Origin of the sequence: Micromonospora sp. NBRC 107095, assembly GCF_030269705.1 — a bacterium.
In the GTDB taxonomy this organism is placed as follows: Bacteria; Actinomycetota; Actinomycetes; order Mycobacteriales; family Micromonosporaceae; genus Micromonospora; species Micromonospora parva.
The window spans coordinates 195,298-212,792 of record NZ_BSTU01000003.1; the positions used below are offsets into that span (position 1 = coordinate 195,298).

The following is a 17,495-nucleotide window of genomic DNA, read 5'->3' on the forward strand; positions in this document are numbered from 1 at the left end:
CGCGGTGCCCGGGCGGCGAGGGGGACGGTTCCGGCAGATGGGAGATCAATTCGCCCGGCGCTGGTCAGGACGCGGGGGTAGGGGCGACCTTCGCCGGCGGCACGCTGTCGGCCGGAGCGCCCGGTGCCTCACCGGCGATGCACCAGTCGCTTCCGTCGCGGGTGACGGTGAACACCAACGGCCGGACGACGGTGCGCTTACCGGCGGCGACCGAGACCGAGACGCTGACCTCCTGCCCGAGCGGGCCGGACCGGATGTCGGTGATGGCCGCCTCGGGCACCTGGAAGTGGTCGGCGAAGTCACCGTTGGGGCCGGTGGCGCCCAGGTCGAAGCCGTCGTGCAGCAGCGCGCAGAGCTGGCTGCGGCCGGCGGCGACGTCCTTGGCCGCCATCGCGTCGAGGTACGCCTGCACGCGCTCGCGGGAGCGGGTGGCGGCCTCCTCGGCGGGCGCTCGGGCCGGCTTGGCGGCGGACTCGTCCTCGTCCCCGCCGCCGATCCCGCAGCCGACCAGGGCGACCGGCAGCAGCATCAGCCCGGCGGCGCTCGCCGCCAGCCTGCGGTGGGTCCAGCGCATGATCACCTCCGTCGACGCCGAGATCGAGACGTGCCGAGCCGCGAGTCTGCCACATCCAGCTGATCGAACCCAACGGTGGCGGCCCGGTCGACGCTGGGCGTCGACCGGGCCGCTGTGTCACGGGCGGGAAGGGACGGTGCGGGTCCCTTCCCGCCGTGTGGGTGGTGCGCCGGCCTTCGGCTCAGCCGAGACCGCCCTTGATGGCGCCGATGAGCTCACCGTTGCTCGTGTCACCGGAGAGTTCCCAGAAGAACGCGCCACCGAGGCCCTGGTTGTTCGCGTACGTCATCTTGCCGTTGATGGTCGACGGGGTGTCGTAGCTCCACCAGTTGCTGCCGCACTTGGCGTACGCGGTGCCGGCGATCGTGCCGGTGGCCGGGCAGGTGTTCTTGAGGACCTTGTAGTCCTCGATGCCCGCCTCGTAGGTGCCCGGTGCCGCGCCGGTGGCGCTGCCGCCCGGCGCCGCCTGGGTGACACCGGTCCAACCCCGCCCGTAGAAGCCGATGCCGAGCAGCAGCTTGCTGGCCGGGATGCCCTTGCTCTTGAGCTTCTGGATCGCCGCGTCGGAGTTGAAACCCTGCTGCGGGATGCCGGTGTACGAGGTCAGCGGCGAGTGCGGTGCCGTCGGCCCCTGGGCGTTGAACGCCCCGAAGTAGTCGTACGTCATCGGCATCAGCCAGTTGAGGTTGCCGATGGCACCGGCGTAGTCGGTGGCGTCGATCTTGCCGCCGTTGCTGCCGTCCGCGGTGATGGCGGCGGTGACCAGGGCGTTGGAGCCGAACTTCGACCGCAGCGCGCTGATCACGTTCTTGAAGGCGTTCGGGCCGCTGGTGTCACAGCTCAGACCGCAGGCGTTGGGGTACTCCCAGTCGACGTCGATGCCGTCGAAGACGTCCGCCCAGCGCGGGTCCTCGACCAGGTTGTAGCAGCTCTCGGCGAAGGCGGCCGGGTTCTGCGCGGCCTGCGTGAAGCCGCCGGACCAGGTCCAGCCACCAAACGACCAGATCACCTTCAGGTGCGGGTTCAGCTGCTTGAGCTTGCGCAGCTGGTTGAAGCTGCCCCGCAGCGGCTGGTCCCAGGTGTCGGCGACGCCGTCGACGCTGTCCGCCGCCGTGTACGCCTTCTCGTAGTCGGCGTAGCTGTCACCGATCGAGCAGCGACCGCCGGTGGTGTTGCCGAAGGCGTACAGGATGTGGGTCAGCTTGGCGGCCGAGCCGCTGGTCTGGATGTTCTTGACGTGGTAGTTGCGGCCGTACACGCCCCACTCGGCGAAGTAGCCGACGACCTTCTTGCCACCGGTGTTCGGCGGCGGGGTGGTGGGCGGGGTCGTGGTCGGCGGGGTCGTGGTCGGCGGGGTCGTGGTCGGCGGAGTGGTGGTCGGCGGGGTCGTTCCGCCGCCGCACGCGGCACCGTTGATGGTGCAGTTCAGCGGTGCCTTGTAGGCGCCGCTGCCGTTGTAGCCCCAACTGAACGAGGCACCGGGGGCGAGGCCGCCGGCCCAGCTCTTCTTGACCGCGACGTAGTGGTTGCCGCTGCTGGTCACGTCGGCGTCCCACGCGCTGCTGATGGTGGTGCCCGACGGCAGGTCGAACTCGATGCGCCAGGTGGTGAGGGTGGCGCTGGACCCGTTGGTGACGGTCACCCTCGTCTCGTGACCGGTCCCCCAGTCCTGCGCCTTGGTGAAGGTGGTGGTGACCGTGCCGGCGCCGAACGCGGTGGTCACCGGCACCGCTGCGACGGTCACGGCGACCACGGCACCGGCCCAGAGGGCTCGGCGGAGCGATCTTTTCATGCGGCGTCTCCCGAACTGTTAGGAAACTTTCCAAAAGAGATGGTGAGACGGTACTCACGCCGTCATCAGTTCGTCAAGATGTGCATGTTTCGATTTCTCCTGGTGCACGGAGTGCACACGCTGCGCCCATACCCGGGCGACGCCCGGCCCGCGAGTAGCCTCGGTCCATGACCGTCTTCGACATCCCGATCGACGCCCTCAACGGCGGCCCCGCCGACCTGGCCCGCTACCGCGGCAAGACGTTGCTGGTCGTCAACGTGGCCTCCCGCTGCGGCCTCACCCCGCAGTACGCCGGCCTCCAGAAGCTCGCCGACTCCTACGCCGACCGGGGCCTGGTGGTGCTCGGCGTGCCGTGCAACCAGTTCGCCGGGCAGGAGCCGGGCAGCGCCGCCGAGATCAGCGACTTCTGCCAGGTCAACTACGGGGTCACCTTCCCGTTGACCGAGAAGGTCGACGTCAACGGCCCCGACCGGCACCCGCTCTACGCCGCGTTGGTGGAAACTCCGGACGCCGACGGGCACACCGGTGACGTGCGGTGGAACTTCGAGAAGTTCCTGGTGGCCCCGGACGGCTCGGTCGCCGCCCGCTTCGCCCCCACCGTCGAGCCCGGCTCGGACGAGCTACGCACCGCCATCGAGAAGACCCTGCCCACCTCCTGACATCCCAGGGCGCTCCGGAGCACAGCCCTGATCACGCTCGAACATGGATGTAGTGGCCTCCCGATTTTCGGACGCCACTACATCCCGGATCGAGCACGATCTTGCCCGGGCGGGCCGGGCTGGCACCGCACGGCGGCCGGCACGAACCGCTGGCCACCGGAGAGTGGCACCTCCCCGGAGAGCCGGTCGGCGACCAGCGTGGGCAGTACGTTGTGCGGAACGGGTGCGGCGCCACCAGGCACCCGCCGGGAAGGCGATGTCGCGAGCAGCCGCCCGCCGGGTGACCGGAATAACCCACCAGGATGGTCGGGAATGCGTCGCGGGTGGACGGGGTTGGGAACGAGCATGACAACTGTGGGACTGATCGGCAGTGGCAACATCGGCGGCACCGTGGCCCGGCTGGCCGTCGACGCCGGCTATGACGTGGTGCTGAGCAACTCGCGGGGCCCGGAGACCCTCACCGACCTGGTCGAGGCCCTGGGCGGGCACGCCAGCGCCGGCACCGCGCAGGACGCGGCGCAGGTGGGTGACCTGGTGGTGGTCAGCGTGCCGCTGAAGGCGTACCGCGCGGTGCCCGTGGAGCCGCTGGCCGGCAAGGTCGTCATCGACACCAACAACTACTACCCGCAGCGCGACGGGGCCTTCCCGGAGCTGGACTCCGGCGAGATCACCAGCAGTGAGCTGCTCCAGCGGCACCTGCCGGAGTCGCGGGTGGTCAAGGTCTTCAACAACATCTACTTCAAGGGCCTGGCCGCGCTCTCCCGGCCGTCCGGTGCGGCCGACCGCAGCGCCCTCGCGATCGCCGGTGACGACGCCGGCGCGAAGGCCGAGGTGACCGCCTTCCTGGACCGGATCGGCTACGACGCGGTCGACGTCGGCCCGCTGGCCGAGGGGTGGCGCTACCAGCCGGACACCCCGGCGTACGGCACGCTCTACTCCGCCAGCCCCACCGACTGGGAGCACCCGGCCCCTGGCGACGCCGCGACGCTGCGCGCCGCCCTGGCCGCCGCCACCCGCTGAACAACCGCCGCCGCCCTCCGCACGACCGCCTACCGGGTCCTCGTACGGAGGGCGGCGGCGAGTTCGTCGTCGTAGCTGGCGATCGGCTGCCCGTCCGCGTCGTACGCGACGAGCCGGCCCTGCGCCATGCTGGCCGAGCGGAACGAGAACGTCCGGCTGCCCGGGTACGCGTCGAGCAGCGGAATGACCCGGGGCGGCCCACCCGGGGCGGAGAAGTACTCCAGCCTGGTCACCTGCGGGGAGACCACCCCGTTGACCCGTACCTTGGTCCTCTCGGCCCGGGTGCCGAAGGTGACCGGCGCGTCGGTGCCGTAGGCGGCGCACTCGACCGGGCCCCGGCAGACGAAGAAGTATCGCGGGTTGACCACGTCGTCGAGGGCGTACGCCTTGAAGGTCGGATCCGCACCGGCGGGCAACGGTTGTACCGCGAAGAACGCGACAGCCACGGTGGCCGTCACACCCACCCGCAACCAGCCCCGTCGGCCCGCCGGTCGCCGGTGCGTTCGGGCGGCGGCGACCGCGGCGCCACCGAAGCCGACCAGGCACAGCAGGAGCACCCCGATCGCGCGGGCGTTCTCGAAGAGGAACTGCACCCCCGGCCGCGTCGACACCGGGCTGAGCACCGCGCCCAACGAGACGACCATGGCAGCCAGCAGCGCTCCCCCGGCCGCCCGTTGGGTGACGCCGGACGCGCCGATCAGCAGCATCGCCGCGAGCACCGGCCACACCTGGTGGTGGGTCCAGGACACCGGGGACGCGGCGACGGTGGCGCAGCCGACGAGCACCGCCGCGTGCCCGCAGCGGCCCTGCCGCGTCAACTGTCGCGCCCGCAGCAGCGCCGCCACGCAGACGAACGCCACCAGGGCGGCCCAGAGCACCGGCAACGCCGCCTCGTCCACGCCGACGCGCAGCAGCATGCCGTGCACGGACTGGTTGCCCAGCGACGCCAGGTTGCCGATCCGTGAGGTCTGCCGGACGGCCTCGGTCCAGTACGTCCAACTCTCGCCGGGCAGCACGATCCCGGCGAGCCCCGCGCACGCCAGGAAGGTCGCCACGGCGCGACCCGCGTCGCGGTAGCGGCCGGTGGCGAGGAAGTAGACGACGAACAGCAACGGGGTCAGCTTGATCGCCGAGGCGACCCCGACCAGCACCCCGCGCAGCCGGGGTGGGACGAGGCCCACCCCGTCGAGCAGGGCCATCAGCACGATGAAGATGCTGACCTGGCCGAAGCGCAGGTTGCTCTGCACCGGTGCGGAGAGCATCAGCACCGTGGCCGCCACCGCCGCCACGAGCGGTCGCCGGGACTGCCGGGTGGTCAGCGCGACACCGACCGTCCCGGCGATGGCGACGACCGCCGCGCACGTCGCCACCAGCCAGAGTCCCTGCAGGACGCCCTCCGGCACGGCGGTGATCGGCCCCAGCACCAACGCGGCGAACGGCGGATAGGTGAACGGACCGCCGTTGGCCGCCACGAAACCGTACAGCGGCCGACCGGCGTGCAGGTCGGCCAGCGCGCCGTAGTAGATGTGCAGGTCGGAGAGGCGATCCGGACGGCGCAGAACGAGCACACAGGACACCAGCGCGACGACGACGAAGGCCGCCCACGCCAGCGCCACCCGGCGATCCCGCATCGACCGAGAATAGGCGACCGCGACGGTCCTCGTGGGACCCGCAGCGGCGGACGCGGAGCTCCGACCGGGTCAGGTCGTGGAGTCGGGCAACGGCTGGTCACCAGTGCGGGCCACCCGGCGTGCCAACTCGGCGCGCAGTCGGTGGACGTTCGGCGTGGTGGCGATCAGGGACACGTGGACCTCGCTCGGGCACCGCCTGCGGGCCCTGCTCCAGATGCCCACCCGGCCCCAGTCCCAACGGTCCAGCACCGGCCGGGTCCGATCCCGGTCGGCGATGTCGAGGACCAGGGTCGGGCTGATCCGCCCCCGCACCTCGGCTCGGGTCAGGTCCGCCCAGTCGACCTGAACCGTCCCGCCGCCGGGCCGGGTCAGTTCGAGGAAGTCGCTGGTCAACCGCAGCGGCAGCCCGCCCTGGCGTCGCAGTTGCACAGGGAAGCGGACCGCCGCCAGCAGAAGTATCGGCCCGTGTGGAAGTGGGTCGTACCAGGCTTTGCCGAACGCGACGCAGAGCAACGCGAAGGCCGGCAGGACCACCAGGGCCGCGCCGGCCACCCGGGCCAGCATCCGCCTGCGGGACCGCCGGAACCGGATGTCCTCCGCATCGACCTGCGCCGCCATTGCTGTCCAGTAGCCACTTGGGAGCCGACGCAAACGCCGGCCCGGCACACGTCTGCCCTCGGAAGAACGGGTGTCGCGGGACGGGTGTCGATTCGTAGCCTCGGTGCATGGCAACGGCGGGCAGACCGGCGTACGACGCGCACGCGGACTGGTACGAGGGCTTCATCTCCGGCGGCGGCGACTATCTCCGACGGGTGCACGTGACGGTGGCGGACCTGCTCGGCACGGGCGAGGGGCCCTGTCTCGACATCTGCTGCGGCACCGGTGCGCACGCCTCGGTCCCGGCGGGTCTGGGTTGGAGGCCGGTGGGCGTGGATCTGTCCGGTGGGCAGCTGCGGCACGCGAGCGGCCGACTGCCGGTGGCCAGAGGCGACGCTGTCGCCCTACCGGTCGGCGACGCGTCGCTGCCGGCGGCGATGTGCGTGCTGGCCAGCACCGATTTGCCCGACTATCCGGCCGTGCTGCGCGAGGTGGCCCGGGTGCTGCGCCCCGGCGGGCGGTTCGTGCACGTGGGCGTGCACCCGTGTTTCGTTGGCGCGTTCGCCGACTGGAGTCAGTATCCGCGCGTGGTCGTCGACGAGCGCTACGCCGAGCGGGCGCTGAGCTTCGACAGCTGGAACACGCGGGGCGTCCGGGCGCGGGTCGGCGCCTGGCACGTGCCGCTCGCCGATCTGCTCACCGCGACAGTGGCCGCCGACCTCCGGCTGGTCCGGGTGGTCGAGGCCGGACCGGGTGGCGTGCCTGACCTGTTCGGCTTCCTCGCCGTCCGGTAGCGGGCGTCGCCCGCCGACAGCGGGAGACAGCACAGCCGGGACGGCACCACGAAACACCCGCTGGGGCAACTTGCGCCGCAGTCCCGTTCACGGGACCCTGTTCTCTGGGTTGCCAACCGCTCACCGAACGTGCCCCGGAGGCGACATGCACATGCCCCGTACCATCCCCCGCCGACTGCTGGCCGGCACCGGCGTGCTGCTGCTCGGCACCGCCCTCGCTGCCACCGGCGTCGGTGTTCCGGCCGTCGCCGCGACGGGCGCGGACACCGTCGGATACGTCCGGCTCGCCCACCTCTCCCCGGACACCCCGGCCGTCGACGTCTACCTGGCCGCGCCGGGCACCGCGAAGCCGCAGGTCTTCCCGGGGGTCGGCTACGGCGTGGTCTCCGACTACCTCGAACTCGCGCCGGGCCGCTACGCGGTGGCGATGCGCGAGGCCGGCGCTCCCGCCAGCGATCCCCCGGTGCTCACCACCGAGGTCGCGGTGACCAGTGGCGACGCGTTCACGGTGGCCGGTGTCGGGCGGCACGCCGACCTCGGCCTGCGGGTGCTCAACGACGACCTCAGCGCCCCCAGCGACGGGCGTGCCAAGGTGCGGGTCGTGCAGGCGTCGGTGCGGACCCCGATACTCGACGTGGCCGCCTCCGACGGCCCGAAGATCGCCGACGGGGTGCAGTTCGCCACCACCACCGACTACCAGCAGGTCGAGCCGGGCAGATGGCGGCTGAAGCTGACCGGTGCCGGTGGTCCGAGCACCGACGCCGAGGTGCGGCTCACCGGCGGCGCGGTCTACTCGCTGCTGGTGCTCGACGCGAAGCAGGGCGGGCTCACCGCCGAACTGCGCCGCGACGCCGAGGGCGGCACCGTCGTCCCGGCCGGTGGTGTGGACACCGGCGCCGGGGGCACCGCCCGCACCGGGCTCGACGCGTACCCCCTGGTGGCCGGCGGCCTGGCCGCGGCGGCCGGGGTCGTCGCGTTGCTGCTCTGGCGACGGCGGCGCAGCACCTGGTGAGCGCCGGGCCGGGCCCGTCGATCCGGCGGCACCGTGACCGCCGGGTGCCGCTGGCCGCGCTGGTCGCGGCCGGCGCGGCGGTCTGCCTCGCCGCGAGCACCGGGGTCGGGCTGGCCACCACCGACCCGCCGCCGCCGGTCGCGACCTGGCACCCCGGCTGCGGCGACGGATGCCCGTCGGTGGCCGCCGCGCCCACGCCACACGGTCCACCCACGCGGGTACGCGCACCACGCATCGGTGTCGACTCAGCGCTCACGGTGCTGGGCCTGGACGGCGCGGGCGCGCTGATCCCGCCGGCCGACTTCGACACCGCCGGCTGGTACGGCGGTGGCCCGGCCCCCGGCGACACCGGCCCGGCCGTACTCGCCGGTCATCTGGATTCACGACGCGGGCCGGCGGTTTTCGCCCGGCTCGACGAGCTGCGGCCCGGCGACCTGGTGGAGGTGTGGCGCGGCGGGCAGCGGTTGCCGTTCCGGGTGACCGGGTCGTTGCGTACCCGTAAGGACCAGTTTCCGACGGCCGCGGTCTACGGGCCGACGCCCGGGGCGGAGCTGCGCCTGGTCACCTGCGGGGGCGACTTCGACCGGCGCAGCGGGCACTACCGGGACAACGTCGTGGTGTTCGCGGTGACCGAAGCCCGCGGCCCGGTCCTACCGACGTCCACGGCTGGCTGAATCGCACACCCGGCCGGCAGGGGGCCGCGCCGCGAAGTCTCGGCCCGTCGCTTGATCCACTCGGGTTTACGGATGTCGCGGTATCCGGTGTACCCGAATGCCGCGACTTTCAGAACCCCGAGTGGATCAAGCGGTGCGGCGGGCTGCCTGGGCGGGGGCGTCAGAGGGGCGGCGGCCGTCAGAGCGGGCGGCGGCCGGCGAAGCCGCACTCGGCCCGGTGGTACCAGCGCACGTCGGAGTCGCCCTCCAGCCAGCACCAGAGCACGGCCCGGCCGGCCCGCTCGCCGGGGAAGTCGAGCAGCACCGGGGCGATGCCCTTGACCTGGATGTCGTGCTGGTGCAGCTCGTCGACGACGGCGTGCAGCCGAGCCTCCAGCGCCTTCACCTCGGCCAGCCCGCCGAGCGCGCTCACGCCGTGGTCGGCCAGGTCGGCGCGCAGCTCGGCCAGGTCAGCCCGCACCCGGATCAACTCGTCGACGCGGGGTTGCAGAGTGGCCACCAGGTGCCGGGCCTGGGCAAGTGTGAACACCCGGCCAGTATGCGGCACGCACGGCCCCGCGACGTGCCCCGAACTTTTGGGCGTGACGCGTACGGACGCTCAGTCGGCCTGTGCCGCCAGCTCGCGGGCCCGATCCCGGGCGGCCTCCAACGCGGCGAGCAGCGCCGCGCGGACGCCGTGCTTCTCCAACTCGCGGACCGCGGAGATGGTGGTTCCGGCCGGCGAGGTGACCGCCTCGCGCAGCTTGACCGGGTGCTCACCGGAGTCGCGCAGCATCACCGCCGACCCGATCGCGGTCTGCACGATCAACTCGTGCGCCACCTGGCGGGGCAGCCCGAGCAGGATTCCCGCGTCGATCATGGCTTCGACCAGCAAATAGAAGTAGGCCGGACCGGAGCCGGAGAGCGCGGTGACCGCGTCCTGCTGCGACTCGGGCACCCGGATCGTCTGGCCGAGCGGCTTGAACATCTCCTCGGCCAACGTCAGGTGCGCCCCGGTGGCGTACGCGCCGGCGGAGATCGCGGTCATCGCCTCGTCGACAAGCGCCGGGGTGTTGGTCATCACCCGCACCACCGGCGTGCCGTCGGGCAGCCGGCGGCTGAAGAAGCTGGTGGGCAGGCCGGCGCAGAGGGAGATGACGAGCTTGTCGGCCGGCACCTTGGGGCCGATCTCGTCCAGCAGCGCGGCGGCGTCCTGGGGCTTCACCGAGATCGCGAGCACCGCCGCCTCGTCCACGGCGGTCAGGTTGTCGACCACCCGTACGCCGTAACGGGCTGTCAACTCCTCGGCCCGAGCGGGCCGGCGGGCGGTGGCCAGCAGTCGGTCCACCGGCCATCCTGAGCGCAGCAGCCCGGAGAGCATCAGCTCACCGATCTTGCCCGCGCCGATCACCGCGACCGTGTGCACTCCGGCGGACATGTCGGCCGTACTCCCTCGCGTCGGGTCGCGGCGTGGCGGACCCGCAGGCCCGCCACGCCGTCGACGGTCGATCAGCTGCCGAAGAAAACCTCGGCCTCGGCGTACCGCTCCAGCGGCACGGTCTTCAGCTCGCGGGTGGCGTCGGCCAGCGGCACCCGGACGATGTCGGTGCTCTGCATCGCGACCATCTTGCCCCAGTCGCCGTCGTTGACGGCGTCGATGGCCTGCAGGCCCAGGCGGGTGGCGAGCACCCGGTCGAAGGCGGTCGGGGTGCCACCACGCTGGATGTGACCCAGCACCACGGTGCGGGCCTCCTTGCCGGTCTTGGCCTCCAACTGCTCGGCGAGCCACTGGCCGATGCCGCCGAGGCGGACGTGGCCGAAGGAGTCGAGCTCCTGGTTGGCGAGCACCATCTGGCCGTCCAGCGGCTGGGCGCCCTCGGCGACCACGACGATCGGGGCGTACTGGTGCTGGAAGCGCTTCTCGACGTAGCCGGCCACCTGGTCGACGTCGAACTGGCGCTCGGGCAGCAGGATCACGTTGGCGCCGCCGGCCAGGCCGGCGTGCAGGGCGATCCAGCCGGCGTGGCGGCCCATCACCTCGACGACCAGGGTGCGGTGGTGGCTCTCCGCGGTGGTGTGGAGGCGGTCGATGGCCTCCATCGCGATGTTGACAGCGGTGTCGAAGCCGAAGGTGTAGTCGGTGGCGCCGAGGTCGTTGTCGATCGTCTTCGGCACGCCGACGACGTGCACGCCCAGCTCGTAGAGCTTGGTGGCCACGCCGAGGGTGTCCTCGCCGCCGATCGCGATCAGCGCGTCCACGCCCTGGGCGGCGAGGTTGTCCTTGATCCGCTCGACGCCGTTCTCGATCTTGAACGGGTTGGTACGGGACGAGCCGAGGATGGTGCCGCCGCGGGGCAGGATGCCGCGGACGTCGGCGATGTCCAGCGGCCGGGACAGACCCTCCAGCGGGCCCTTCCAGCCGTCCCGGAAGCCCACGAACTCGTGACCGTAAGTGGCGACGCCCTTGCGGACCACCGCCCGGATGACCGCGTTGAGACCGGGGCAGTCGCCGCCGCCGGTGAGCACGCCGATACGCATGATCCGCTCATCCTCCTGGAGCATCAGGTAAAGCCCGATTTGCCCCAGGGTATGTGTCAGGTCAGACCATCGGCGCCGTTGCCGGCCCGGGGCGGGCCGTCACTGCGCACTGTAGTCGGCCCGCCGGTACGACGACAGCGCGCCCCGGCCACCCACCCCCGGTCAGTAGGTCACCTCGTGGTTCTCACCGAGCTCCGGTGGCCGGCCGGTGACCGCGGCCTTCGCGTAGCCGAGCAGGTTCACCACGGTGCTGCTCGGTGAGTCCCAGTACTCGGCGGAGCTGGCGTGCACCTTGATCAACGTCAGCCCGGGGGTGTCCAGCCCGTCGGGGAACCACGCCTTGAGCAGCGGGTTCCACAGCTGCTCGGCGCGGGCCCGGTCGAACCCCTCGGTGGCGGTGCCGGAGATCGACACCCAGGCGTTGTGCTTCTGGTCGGAGAAGGCGACGTTGACCTCCGGATTCACCCGGATCTGGCGGACCTTGGCGGAGTCGGCGGAGGCGAAGAACCACAACTCACCGTCGAACTCGGCCTCCTGGAGCCCCATCGGCCGGCTGACCTGCCGCCCGTCCAGAGCGGTGGTGGTGAGCATGCAGATCCGCGCGGCGCGGGCCAGGCCGGTGACCCGGGCGCGCGCCTCCGCGGCGCTGGTCGGCTGGTCGCTCATGGCAATCTCCCTCGGCTCGGCTGGTCGAACCGATGCCCGGGACAGAACCGGTCAAACCTACGGCGCGCGGCCATCACTCAGCGGGCGGTCATCGCCCGCCAGCGGGCCAGATTGTGCCGGGCGTCGACCAGCGCATCATGCCGGGCCGCGTCCGCGTCCGGCAGGGGTGGCCGACCCCGGTCGTCCCAGAGCTGCCGCAGCTCCTTGGTGTAGCGGGGGATCTCCCGGGGCAGCGCCGGCATCGCACCCCAGAGCTGGGCGAGCACCACGTGGTCGTACGCGGCGAACCAGGCCCACAACTCCAACTGCTCCCCCGGCCGGTCCCGGATCGGCTCGACGAGGAAGTCGTACAGGTCGTCGCGGATGCGCTCACGCGAGCGCCAGGCCCGGTCCGCCGGGGAGGGCAGCTTGTCCAGCACGTTGCGGCGGACCCAGGGCACGGCGCGGGAGTCGTCGAACTCGGTGGAGACCGCGTAGAACTCGCGGCCGTACTCGTCGACGACACCGATCGAGACGAGGTCGACCGTCGTGCCGTCCTCGATGAACTCGCAGTCGTAGAAGTAGCGGTAGACCATTCCGGGCATCTTCGCCCACCGCCGCTCCACCGTGCCCGGCGGGGCCCACCCCGGCCCGCGGCGACACCTTGTGAACGACACGTCGCAGCTCGTGACGGTCACGGAAGTGCTTCGAGGGGTGTACAGCAAGCGACCGGACCGTCATGATCTGATGTGTACCGCTACCGGACGCCGAATCGGTGTCAGTTCACCTTGTCGGGGCCCATCAGGTTCGCCCGGTGAGCGAGTTGTGGTCCATGACCGGGGGAGGGGTTGGGCCGTGGAGGTTCGCCTGCCAGAGCCGGGTGACGCGCTCACGGGTGTTGAGATGTTCGCTGGGCTGGAGCCCGAGGTGCGGCAGCGCGTCATCGCCGCCGCTGTTCCACGTACCTATCGCAAGGGCCAACTGCTCTTCGTGGAGAACGACCCCGGCGAGTCACTGATCGTGCTGCGCCGTGGCGCGGTGGCCGTGTTCCGGACCGCACCCACCGGCGAGCGGGCCGTGCTGTCGGTTATCCGTCCACCGGACGTGCTCGGCGAGGTCTCCCTGCTCGACGCGTCCACCCGGTCCGCCTCGGCGGAGGCCATCGAGGACTGCGCGGCGCTCGCGCTCTCGCGGGGCGCGTTCATGGAGTTGGTGCACTCCAACCCCCGCATCCTGGACGCGGTGATGCGCTCACTGGGCGGGTTGATCCGCCGGCTCACCGAGCAGAACGCCGACCACGTCTTCCTCGACCTGCCCGGTCGGGTGGCGAAGACACTGGTCCGGCTGGCCGGCGAGAGCCAGGCACCGATGATCACGATCGAGCTCAATCAGAGCCAGCTGGCCGAGATGGCCGGTGGTTCCCGGCAGAGCGTCAACCAGGCGATCGGCTCGTTCGCGAGTCGTGGCTGGCTGCGTACCGAGGGGCGCCGGATCGTGGTGACCGACGTGGCCGCGCTGCGTCGGCGCGCCGGCATGAACGACCGCTGAGCGGTCGGCCGGCACCGGGCGGCTACGCGACGGGTGCGGCCGGCGGACCCGGGGGCCCACCGACCGCACCCGGGCGATCAGTTCTCCGTGCTGTCGGCCGGCGGCGCACCCGGCCCCGGACCGATCTTCTTCGGATCGGTCGGCTTACCAGCCGTGGACGTGCTCGACGAGGTGGTCGTGGTCTCCCCCGACCCGCCCGACTGACCCTCAGGCTCTTCCACCATGCCCTGCTCCTCCAGTTCGGCGAGAGTGACAGCATCGACGTCGACCGTGTCGCCCGGAGCCCACTGCGTGCCACCCGGATCGGTCCACGAGGCGGACAATCGTACTTGCACGGCACTCTCCCTGACATGAAACTTCCTGGTACGGAACACTAACCCCGGCCGATCGACGACGTTGCCCGTCCACCCGTCGGTTACCCGACTGGCGGGTCAGCCGCGATACTGACCTCTCTCGCCCACGGAGCTGAACATCGACCTCAAGTGTGGACAGTGCGCCCGCGCGGCCGGGCCGGACGACCGCTTCTGCGGCGGCTGTGGCCAGCCGCTCGGGGTCAACTGTGCGCACTGCGGGCACGCCAACAGCACCGAGGTCAACTTCTGCACCAGTTGCGGTCAGCCGCTGCGCGACCACGTCGTCGTGGTGCAGGAGGACCGGCGTCAGGTCAGCGTCCTCTTCGTCGACATCGTGGACTTCACCAGGTACGCGGAGCAGGCCGACCCGGAGCAGGCCCGCAGTCTGCAGCAGACCTATTTCGCCACGGTGCGCCGGATCGTGCACCAGTACGGCGGGGTGGTCGAGAAGTACATCGGTGACGCGGCGATGGCGCTGTTCGGCGCGCCGGTGGCCACCGACAACGACGCGTTGCGGTGTGTCCGCGCCGGCCTGGAGCTGCAGCGGAGCCTGGCCCGTCAGCCCGCCGGTCCGCAGCCGCCGCTGGGCTTCCGGGTCGGCATCGCGACCGGCGAGGCCCTGGTCGACCTGTCCGCCACCCGCGACGGTGGGCAGGCGTTCGTCACCGGAGACGTGGTCAACACGGCCTCCCGGCTGCAGGGGTTCGCCCCACCGGGCGGTGTCGTCGTCGACGAGAGCACCTGGTCGGCCACCCGGCACGAGATGGAGTACGCCGACCAGCCACCGGTCACCCTGCGCGGCCGGTCCGCGGTGAGCCGGATCTGGCTGGCCGTCCAGGTCCGACCGCTCCGGGACCCGCGCGGCGCCGAGCTGACCCCGATGGTGGACCGGGAGCACGAGCGCGGCCTGCTGGTCAACGCCCTGCACCGGATGGTGACCGAGCGGACCTCCCAGTTGGTGACGGTGTTCGGCCCGGCCGGTGTGGGCAAGAGCCGGCTGCTGCGCGAGCTGGCCCGCAACGCCGGCAGCATGCCCGGCCCGCCGGTCACCTGGCTCGTCGGGCAGTGCCCGCCGTTCGGCGAGAACGTCACCTGGGCCGCGCTGTCGGACATCGTGAAGGCCTGGGTGGGCGTGCCGGAGGTCGACGACCCGGCCGTGCTGCGCGAGCGGCTGCGGGCCCGGCTGGCGCAGCTCGCCGACCCGCACGCGACCCGGCTGGCCGAGGCGCTCGGGCCCCTGATCGGTGTACCCGGCGAGCGGCTCACCCCCGGCGAGACCGAGGCGGCCTGGCGGCGGTTCCTGCTCGCCCTGGCCGCCACCGGCCCGACCGTGCTGGCCTTCGAGGACATGCACTGGGCGGACCAGGCGATGCTCGCCTTCGTCGAGCAACTCGGCGCGACGGCGCGCGGCGTACCGCTGCTGGTCGTCGCGACCGCCCGCCCGGAGCTGCGGGAACGGCACCCGGCCTGGACCGGCACGATCAGTGGCGCGATGTCCATCTCGGTGCCGCCGATGCACGACACCGACATCGACACGCTCTACTCGCTGCTGCTCGGGCAGTCCACGCTGCCCTCCACCTCGCGTACCCCGCTGATCGAGTTCGCCGACGGCAACCCGCTCTACGCCCAGGAGTACGCCCGGATGCTGCTGGACGGTGGCCTGCTCGACGGCGTCGACTCGGTCGCCCGCCCCGACCTCGACGGCGGCCCGGAGATGCCCCGCACCGTGCAGGCGGTCATCGCGAACCGGCTCGACCTGCTGGACCCGGCCGACCGGGCGGTGCTCCAGGCCGCCGCCGTGGTCGGCGTGGTGTTCTGGGCCGCGCCGGTGGCGATGGCGCTGGGGAGGCCGGTGGAGTGGGTCGAGCGTGCGCTGGACCGCCTGCAACGTCGCGACCTGGTGTACGAGCAGAGCACGTCGACGATGCCCGGTCAGCCCGAGTACCGGTTCCGGCACATCCTGGTGCGCGACGTCTGCTACCAGCGGCTGCCCCGGGCCGAACGGGTGCTGCGTCACCAACGCACCGCCGACTGGATGGCACAGCTCACCGACGGCCGGCAGCATGACCTGGCCGAGGTGCTGGCCCACCATCGCTGGGCGGCACACGAGATCGCCCGGACCGTCGGGCTGGACACCGCCCCCTACGCCCCGCCGGCTCGGGCCGCGCTGCACCGGGCGGCCCGCCGGGCGTACGAGCTGCACGCACTGGACACCGCCGCCGCGCTTGTCAGCCGCGCGCTGGCCCTCGACGTCGGGCCGGACCCGGCGTTGGAGCTGTTCGACGCGGAGCTGGCGTTCTATCGGGACGGGGACGCCTTCCTGGTGGCGGGGGGCACGGACACCCTCAGCCGGCTGGCCGAGCGGCTCACCGCCGGCGGCGACCGGACGGGGGCGGCGCGCGCCTGGACGCTGCTGGCCACCGCCGCGTGGAGCCGGGCCGACCGTTCGGCGACGCTGCACTGTCTGGACCAGGCGATCGGCATCTACAGCGACCTGCCGGACAGTCAGGAGAAGGCGGGCGCCCTGCTGGAGCTGGCCCGGGTGCACATGCTGAACGCGGAGACCGAGCCGGCGTGCACGGCGGCACGGGCGGCAGCGGCCCTCGCCGAGCGGCTTGAGCTGCGCGAGGTCCAGGCCAACGCCCGGATCACCCTGGCCGTGGCGCGCTACCTGGCCGGCTCCGCCTCGGCGTTCCCGGAGCTGGCGGAGGTGACCGAGCACTGCCGGGTGGAGCGGCTGACCAGTCGACGACGGGCGGTGCAGAACCTGGCCTGGGCGTTGCAGGAGGAGGGCGACCTGGCCGGCTCGGCCCGGTTGGTCGACGAGCAGCTCACCCTCGACCTGGGCGGTGAGCACAGCCTGGCCACCAGCTTCGCCGACCAGTGGGCGCGGTCGTACTACGCAGGTGACTGGACGGCGGCGTTGGCGATGGCGGCGGAGTCGACCCGCCGGCCGACCGCGGAGTGGGATCTGCACATCGTGGCCGTCTCGGGTTGGATGCGCGGCCTGGCCGGCGCTGCGGAGCCCCACGAAACCGCCGGGCCGGGCGACACTGCCGGGCTGGACGACACTGCCGGGCTGGACGACACTGCCGGCTTAGGCGGCACCGGGGGGCGGGCTGGCACGGGTGGCGACCTGGTCGAGCGGGCGTTGGTCGCCGCGCGGCGCAGCGGATTCCACCGGGTGCTGCGCTCGACGCTGGCGCACGCCGCCCTGTGCCGGGCGGTGCAGGGCCGCCGCGACGAGGCGATGGCGCTGCTCACCGAGCTGGACGAGGACTGGCGACGGACCCGGATGATCCCGTTCGCGGAGTGGGTACCGGCCGTCGGGCACGTCGCCGGGGTGCTCGGCACGGACGCGGCGCGGCTGGTCCGGCAGATGCTCGACCGGGCGCCTCGGATGACCCCGTGGGCGAACGCCGCCCGTCAGGTCGCCGACGCCACGCTGGCCCGGCACGCCGGGGACGCCCCGACCGCGGCGGCCCTGCTGCGCTCGGCGGCGGCCAGCTACGCCCGGATGACCGACGTGACCGACGAGGTCATCACGCTGGCGCTGGCGGTCGGCCCGCTGGCCGAGACCGACCCACCCGCCGCCGCGGCGACCCGCGCCCGCCTGCACGACTTCGCCACCCGCCACCGCGCCCCCACCCTGCTCCGCCTTCCCTGACCATCGGCGGGC

17 protein-coding genes are annotated in these 17,495 nt (G+C 72.3%); 7 read left to right on the top strand and 10 right to left on the bottom strand.

The window, feature by feature from the left end; all coding sequences use genetic code 11:
• Window positions 1–64: 64 nt before the first annotated feature.
• Window positions 65–574 carry a nuclear transport factor 2 family protein gene (locus QSK15_RS17660; protein ID WP_285795280.1) on the bottom strand — a complete coding sequence of 170 codons (510 nt, stop codon included), beginning with the start codon at window positions 572–574 and terminating at the stop codon, window positions 65–67.
• A 181-nt stretch (window positions 575–755) separates the two neighbouring features.
• Window positions 756–2,366, bottom strand: a complete 1,611-nt coding sequence (locus QSK15_RS17665) for a glycosyl hydrolase family 18 protein (protein ID WP_285795281.1) — start codon at window positions 2,364–2,366, stop codon at window positions 756–758.
• A 167-nt stretch (window positions 2,367–2,533) separates the two neighbouring features.
• Between QSK15_RS17665 and QSK15_RS17670 the strand changes: the two genes are divergently transcribed.
• Both QSK15_RS17670 and QSK15_RS17675 read left to right on the top strand, forming a co-directional pair.
• Window positions 2,534–3,025, top strand: a complete 492-nt coding sequence (locus QSK15_RS17670; protein ID WP_285795282.1) for a glutathione peroxidase — start codon at window positions 2,534–2,536, stop codon at window positions 3,023–3,025.
• 345 nt (window positions 3,026–3,370) lie between these two features.
• Window positions 3,371–4,045: an NADPH-dependent F420 reductase gene (locus QSK15_RS17675; protein ID WP_285795283.1), complete on the top strand. Its 675-nt coding sequence runs from the start codon at window positions 3,371–3,373 to the stop codon at window positions 4,043–4,045.
• 29 nt (window positions 4,046–4,074) lie between these two features.
• Here the strand turns inward: QSK15_RS17675 and QSK15_RS17680 are convergent, their stop codons facing one another.
• Both QSK15_RS17680 and QSK15_RS17685 read right to left on the bottom strand, forming a co-directional pair.
• Entirely contained in the window at window positions 4,075–5,676 is a 1,602-nt protein-coding gene (locus QSK15_RS17680; protein ID WP_285795284.1) for a glycosyltransferase 87 family protein, read from the bottom strand.
• Between the two features lie 69 nt (window positions 5,677–5,745).
• Window positions 5,746–6,294 carry a hypothetical protein gene (locus tag QSK15_RS17685; RefSeq protein ID WP_285795285.1) on the bottom strand — a complete coding sequence of 183 codons (549 nt, stop codon included), beginning with the start codon at window positions 6,292–6,294 and terminating at the stop codon, window positions 5,746–5,748.
• 107 nt (window positions 6,295–6,401) lie between these two features.
• On the opposite strand from QSK15_RS17685, the gene QSK15_RS17690 reads away from it, so the two are divergent.
• The 3 genes from QSK15_RS17690 to QSK15_RS17700 all read left to right on the top strand — a co-directional run bounded on the left by QSK15_RS17690 (window position 6,402) and on the right by QSK15_RS17700 (window position 8,753).
• Complete coding sequence (locus QSK15_RS17690) at window positions 6,402–7,067, top strand: class I SAM-dependent methyltransferase (protein WP_285795286.1); 666 nt, start codon at window positions 6,402–6,404, stop codon at window positions 7,065–7,067.
• A gap of 145 nt (window positions 7,068–7,212) precedes the next feature.
• Window positions 7,213–8,079, top strand: a complete 867-nt coding sequence (locus tag QSK15_RS17695) for a DUF4397 domain-containing protein (protein ID WP_285795287.1) — start codon at window positions 7,213–7,215, stop codon at window positions 8,077–8,079.
• On the top strand, window positions 8,076–8,753 hold the full coding sequence (locus QSK15_RS17700; protein WP_285795288.1) for a class F sortase: 678 nt from the start codon (window positions 8,076–8,078) through the stop codon (window positions 8,751–8,753). Before QSK15_RS17695 ends, QSK15_RS17700 begins: the two co-directional genes overlap by 4 nt.
• A gap of 178 nt (window positions 8,754–8,931) precedes the next feature.
• Here QSK15_RS17700 and QSK15_RS17705 read toward each other — a convergent pair whose 3' ends face one another.
• From QSK15_RS17705 to QSK15_RS17725, 5 genes are all read right to left on the bottom strand, one after another.
• Window positions 8,932–9,282 carry a DUF2203 domain-containing protein gene (locus QSK15_RS17705; RefSeq protein ID WP_036412622.1) on the bottom strand — a complete coding sequence of 117 codons (351 nt, stop codon included), beginning with the start codon at window positions 9,280–9,282 and terminating at the stop codon, window positions 8,932–8,934.
• Window positions 9,283–9,351: 69 nt separating this feature from the next.
• Window positions 9,352–10,170, bottom strand: a complete 819-nt coding sequence (proC, locus tag QSK15_RS17710) for a pyrroline-5-carboxylate reductase (protein ID WP_285795289.1) — start codon at window positions 10,168–10,170, stop codon at window positions 9,352–9,354.
• A 71-nt stretch (window positions 10,171–10,241) separates the two neighbouring features.
• The gene (locus QSK15_RS17715; RefSeq protein WP_210866831.1) at window positions 10,242–11,270 is read right to left on the bottom strand and encodes a 6-phosphofructokinase; all 1,029 of its coding nucleotides are present in this window, start codon (window positions 11,268–11,270) and stop codon (window positions 10,242–10,244) included.
• Window positions 11,271–11,432: 162 nt separating this feature from the next.
• A complete protein-coding gene (locus QSK15_RS17720) occupies window positions 11,433–11,936 on the bottom strand; it encodes a pyridoxamine 5'-phosphate oxidase family protein (RefSeq protein WP_285795290.1) in 504 nt (167 codons plus the stop codon).
• 77 nt (window positions 11,937–12,013) lie between these two features.
• Window positions 12,014–12,511, bottom strand: coding sequence for a polyadenylate-specific 3'-exoribonuclease AS (locus tag QSK15_RS17725; RefSeq protein ID WP_112582786.1), 498 nt, complete (start codon window positions 12,509–12,511; stop codon window positions 12,014–12,016).
• Window positions 12,512–12,770: 259 nt separating this feature from the next.
• On the opposite strand from QSK15_RS17725, the gene QSK15_RS17730 reads away from it, so the two are divergent.
• The gene (locus tag QSK15_RS17730; protein ID WP_030337710.1) at window positions 12,771–13,463 is read left to right on the top strand and encodes a Crp/Fnr family transcriptional regulator; all 693 of its coding nucleotides are present in this window, start codon (window positions 12,771–12,773) and stop codon (window positions 13,461–13,463) included.
• A gap of 77 nt (window positions 13,464–13,540) precedes the next feature.
• Here QSK15_RS17730 and QSK15_RS17735 read toward each other — a convergent pair whose 3' ends face one another.
• Window positions 13,541–13,798 (bottom strand): hypothetical protein, encoded by a 258-nt coding sequence (locus tag QSK15_RS17735; protein ID WP_285795291.1) that lies wholly within the window; start codon window positions 13,796–13,798, stop codon window positions 13,541–13,543.
• Window positions 13,799–13,934: 136 nt separating this feature from the next.
• Here QSK15_RS17735 and QSK15_RS17740 point away from each other — a divergent pair, with 136 nt between their 5' ends.
• Entirely contained in the window at window positions 13,935–17,483 is a 3,549-nt protein-coding gene (locus QSK15_RS17740; RefSeq protein WP_285795645.1) for an AAA family ATPase, read from the top strand.
• The last annotated feature ends 12 nt before the right edge of the window (window positions 17,484–17,495 follow it).

Coding starts and splice junctions, on each gene's coding strand:
- QSK15_RS17660 (WP_285795280.1), bottom strand. CDS start 574: ATGCGCTGGACCCACCGCAGGCTGGCGGCGAGCGCCGCCGGGCTGATG.
- QSK15_RS17665 (WP_285795281.1), bottom strand. CDS start 2,366: ATGAAAAGATCGCTCCGCCGAGCCCTCTGGGCCGGTGCCGTGGTCGCC.
- QSK15_RS17670 (WP_285795282.1), top strand. CDS start 2,534: ATGACCGTCTTCGACATCCCGATCGACGCCCTCAACGGCGGCCCCGCC.
- QSK15_RS17675 (WP_285795283.1), top strand. CDS start 3,371: ATGACAACTGTGGGACTGATCGGCAGTGGCAACATCGGCGGCACCGTG.
- QSK15_RS17680 (WP_285795284.1), bottom strand. CDS start 5,676: ATGCGGGATCGCCGGGTGGCGCTGGCGTGGGCGGCCTTCGTCGTCGTC.
- QSK15_RS17685 (WP_285795285.1), bottom strand. CDS start 6,294: ATGGCGGCGCAGGTCGATGCGGAGGACATCCGGTTCCGGCGGTCCCGC.
- QSK15_RS17690 (WP_285795286.1), top strand. CDS start 6,402: ATGGCAACGGCGGGCAGACCGGCGTACGACGCGCACGCGGACTGGTAC.
- QSK15_RS17695 (WP_285795287.1), top strand. CDS start 7,213: ATGCACATGCCCCGTACCATCCCCCGCCGACTGCTGGCCGGCACCGGC.
- proC (WP_285795289.1), bottom strand. CDS start 10,170: ATGTCCGCCGGAGTGCACACGGTCGCGGTGATCGGCGCGGGCAAGATC.
- QSK15_RS17715 (WP_210866831.1), bottom strand. CDS start 11,270: ATGCGTATCGGCGTGCTCACCGGCGGCGGCGACTGCCCCGGTCTCAAC.
- QSK15_RS17720 (WP_285795290.1), bottom strand. CDS start 11,936: ATGAGCGACCAGCCGACCAGCGCCGCGGAGGCGCGCGCCCGGGTCACC.
- QSK15_RS17725 (WP_112582786.1), bottom strand. CDS start 12,511: ATGGTCTACCGCTACTTCTACGACTGCGAGTTCATCGAGGACGGCACG.